Origin of the sequence: Actinoplanes sp. NPDC026619, assembly GCF_040638295.1 — a bacterium.
In the GTDB taxonomy this organism is placed as follows: domain Bacteria; phylum Actinomycetota; class Actinomycetes; order Mycobacteriales; family Micromonosporaceae; genus Actinoplanes.
In genome coordinates, this window is the sequence record NZ_JBEZYA010000076.1 from 1 (window position 1) to 3,456 (window position 3,456).

Genomic DNA, 3,456 nt, shown 5'->3' on the forward strand with positions numbered 1-3,456 from the left:
AACTCCGGCGGGAACGCTTTCGGCATGGGATACATCCTCCCAGCGAGGACTCACGTCCTCACAGGTCAGGAGTCAACCGAACCGGGGGCAGTCCCCAGGCATCCATGGGTTGCCGAGGAGTGCGTTGCGCGGTTCGGTGGCCGCGCGGAGGCCGTTCTTGCGGATGGTTGAGATGTAGCCGCGGATGGCCAGGAACGTTTGGGCGCCGGTGAGTGTGCGGAAACCGCCGCTGGCCCGGGTTTTGGATTTGACCATCCGGACGGCTTGTTCGGCGACGTTGTTCGAGAAGCTGACGGTGAAGTCGGTGGCGAACCGCAGGAACTCGGTCTTGCGGTCGCGTAGTCGTAAGGCCAGATTCCGGGCCGGTGTCTGCTTGCCGGAGCGTGGCTGGTGCAGTGTCAAGGCCCGTTCGACGAGCCGGTCGTAGCGGGCGGACAGGTCGTCAAGCTTGAACGGCGGCAACACCGTGTGGCCTTGCCCGCGCCACTGCGCGACCCAGCGGTGGGCGTCGCCGAGCAGGTTCACCAGGTGCTCGGTCCAGCCATCGGTACGGGCCAGGGCGTCGAACTCGCCGATCCCGGTCGCCTCTCGCAGGATGTACGTATTACACAAGGCGTGCGTGGCCGTGGTGAAACCGTCGTAGCCGCTGTAGGCGTCGTGGACCGCGACGCCGGTGAAGCGGGGCAGGATCCCGAACGCGGTCATCGACAACAAGCCGAAAGCCCTACCGAGGGATCAATACCCTCTGACGGATCGAGGCTGAAGTTAGGGGCCGCTCAAGCCAGCGCGACGCCACCGAGGAGAAACGCACTCACGCCACGCAAGATGGGTGAGCCCAATCTGGCACCGCCACGCAGGGAAATCACGATCCACGGCTGGAGTACCAGCTGAACCGCAACACCGAATCATAATGCAAAGTGAGTCAGCCGCCGAAAGAACTCGTTGTTGGCAATATCAGGATGGGATTCCAAGAGCGCGACCGCAACTTTGTCGATAAATGCGCGGGCGGCGGCCGTCAAGTCGCTAATACTGCAGGTGAAAGAACTGGCTTCAGTCGTAGCTTCTATCTCCACAGAATCTTCACTGCGAACAAACGAGACCGCAATAGAATTTTCAGTAAAGTCTATTTTACCGCTGTTTGACCGATTGATCGACTCGAGAACCAGCTCAAGCGATGCCGTGAAGTCGAGCAGTGGCACATTACCCCAGCGGTCACCCAAGTCGTGGTCGTTTATGACAAATCTTATCCTGCTCCAGAAATACTCGTACCTCAGGTCCATCTCGGACACAGTCGCCAGGTCCACGCGCGGGCCGGGCTGCCATAGCGGAGAGACCGCCGTGTCCAACGGCGCGATATCGAAGTCGACGACTATCAAAGTATCTCCTAGAACGGATGCGCAGTGCGCAGCGTACCATCGGGATTGACGACAACTCGAACTTGCTGCGCCTCTCCACCACCCTCATTCTGGCTCTTTGCGCCAATCGGTCGACCGAAATCCCATTCGTAGACTGTTCCATCACGTCCTCCAGTGTTTCTACGAGGCCGCCCGCGCATAACTGTCTGCTGGATAATGTCCTGAACCTGTTCGTCCGTGCCAGAAAAGACACCCTTCGATTCATCGAGACCGACGCCGCCCGGCCGATGGAAATCCTTAACGTGTTTCCAACCTTGCGGCGAGATGGTGCAACCGTCATTGTGTACGAGCACGGGCGTGCTGCCGGCGAGCACATAGTAGGTGTGCAAGCCTTCGACGGTGAGATTGTAGGCCGCGGCAACCTTGTGGGTCCGCCGCTGAAAGCCGTTGACGTGGGCCGCGGCGCCCGCTGGCGTCTGGAGCAGATCACCCCTGTCGAGTTCGTCGGTGCGTTCCCAGCGCTGATCGGTGGCGTCCCAGAAGAGGTGGTCCTCCGTGGTGGTCAGTTTCTTGCCATCAACGAGCAGGACGTACAGGTCGTCTTGGTGGACCCAGACTTCGGTGACCTTGCGCGGTCCTTGTTCGCCTGTCTCGGGATCAGTGGCGAGGACCTCATCACCTACCTTGATATCTTTGAACTTCTTGGTGGTTTTGCCGTCTCCAAGCAGGACCAGGGTGTCGGCAGAGAAACTTCGCCGGCCACCGCCGCCGGTCAATACGCGTAAATCGCAGGGAGTGACACGGGACATCACGATCTCGAGATACGTGAGGCCGAGAGTGCCGGCCGTCTTCTTCGCTGATACGCCGTTGGCTTTTTCGTAGGCGGCGATGCTGGCTTCGCTAGAAATGTCACGCAGTGTCACGTACGACTGGGATGAGCAGTTTGCTTCGAGGTGTTTGTCATCGGCTGCGCACCCGTCGAGCATCGCTTGCAGGTATTGGAAGTCTTCCAGCGCCTTTCCGCCGTTGCGTTTGCTGATTTTGGCTAGTGCGGCGTTGTAGGAGTCGATGTATTTGTTGACGTTGGTGACGTCGTACTGGTCGAGGCAGAGGTTGATGCCGGTGACACAGACTCTTGTTCTGGTCGTGTTGTCGGGGCCCGGCTCTGTGTCGACCTTGATTTTGCCTTTCCCGTTGCCGGAACCGGATGAGCCGCCGTTTCCTTTCTTGGCGGCCTCCCGGCAGGCGTCGTCGCAGCTGTTGTGGTTCTGGTCGCCGCGGTTGCCGATGGGGTTCATCAGTCCGGTGGGATCGGACATGGTGATCGGGTTGTTGTTGGCGTAGGCGTAGCCGTTCCACTGTTGCGGGTCGGCCAGGTCTTGGAGGGGGTCGACGGAGATGAAGCGGCCGGTGGCGGGGTCGTATTCGCGGGCGCCTAGGTGGGTCAGGCCGGTGGGGTCATTGTCACCGCCGACGAATCCCTTGCTGTTGGGCCACAGCGGGTTACTGCCGCGGGCTTCGCCGTAGGGAGTTTGCCGGCGGGTGGTGGCCTGCTGGGTGTAGGCGTTGACCGCGAGCTGTTGGGTGCCCTGGTGGTCGTCGAACAGCCAGGTCAGGTTCTGCGCTCCGGGGCTGCGCGAGGCGATGGTGGAGCCGGCGAAGCTGTAGTAGCGGGTTCCGCTGACGGTGGCGGTGCTGCCAGAGACGGTCCGCCGGATTTCCTGTCCGGGCAGGTAGAGGGTGGTCCCGGTAGAGTCCCGTCGGAGTAGGCGGTTTCCGCTGGTGTCGTACAGGCTGGTGGTGGTTTTGCTACCTTCGACGACTTTGGCGAGGTGGCCCTCAGCGTCCCAGGTGAGGACTTGGCCGCTGGTGGCGCCCGGGGCGGGTGGTCATGTTGCCGGCGTTGTCGTAGCCGTAGGTGGCGGTCGTGCCGGTGCTCTGCCCTGGCTGGGTGGTGGTCATCGCGGTGATCGCGTGCGGACGGACGACATCGGGGCCGGCGGTGGCAGGGCTGTTGCGTTCTCGCGGCGCGGGGCGCTGAACAGGGATTTTGTGGGGTGAGTGGCCTCTGTGGAGGCGGATGAAGCGGGTGAAGCCCTCA

4 protein-coding genes and 1 pseudogene are annotated in these 3,456 nt (G+C 61.6%); all 5 read right to left on the reverse strand.

Annotation, left to right across the window (positions count from 1 at the left end):
* Positions 1-72 precede the first annotated feature (72 nt).
* Positions 73-705 (reverse strand): transposase, encoded by a 633-nt coding sequence (locus AB0E90_RS51485; protein ID WP_360421171.1) that lies wholly within the window; start codon positions 703-705, stop codon positions 73-75.
* Between the two features lie 200 nt (positions 706-905).
* Positions 906-1,376 carry a hypothetical protein gene (locus AB0E90_RS51490; protein ID WP_360421173.1) on the reverse strand — a complete coding sequence of 157 codons (471 nt, stop codon included), beginning with the start codon at positions 1,374-1,376 and terminating at the stop codon, positions 906-908.
* Between the two features lie 8 nt (positions 1,377-1,384).
* Positions 1,385-2,674, reverse strand: a complete 1,290-nt coding sequence (locus AB0E90_RS51495) for a Hint domain-containing protein (RefSeq protein ID WP_360421175.1) — start codon at positions 2,672-2,674, stop codon at positions 1,385-1,387.
* Between the two features lie 39 nt (positions 2,675-2,713).
* Positions 2,714-3,148: pseudogene (locus AB0E90_RS51500) on the reverse strand (RHS repeat-associated core domain-containing protein); the annotation flags it as partial.
* Between the two features lie 46 nt (positions 3,149-3,194).
* Positions 3,195-3,456, reverse strand: a 262-nt coding sequence (locus AB0E90_RS51505; protein ID WP_360421177.1) for a hypothetical protein, incomplete at its 5' end; no start/stop codon positions are given.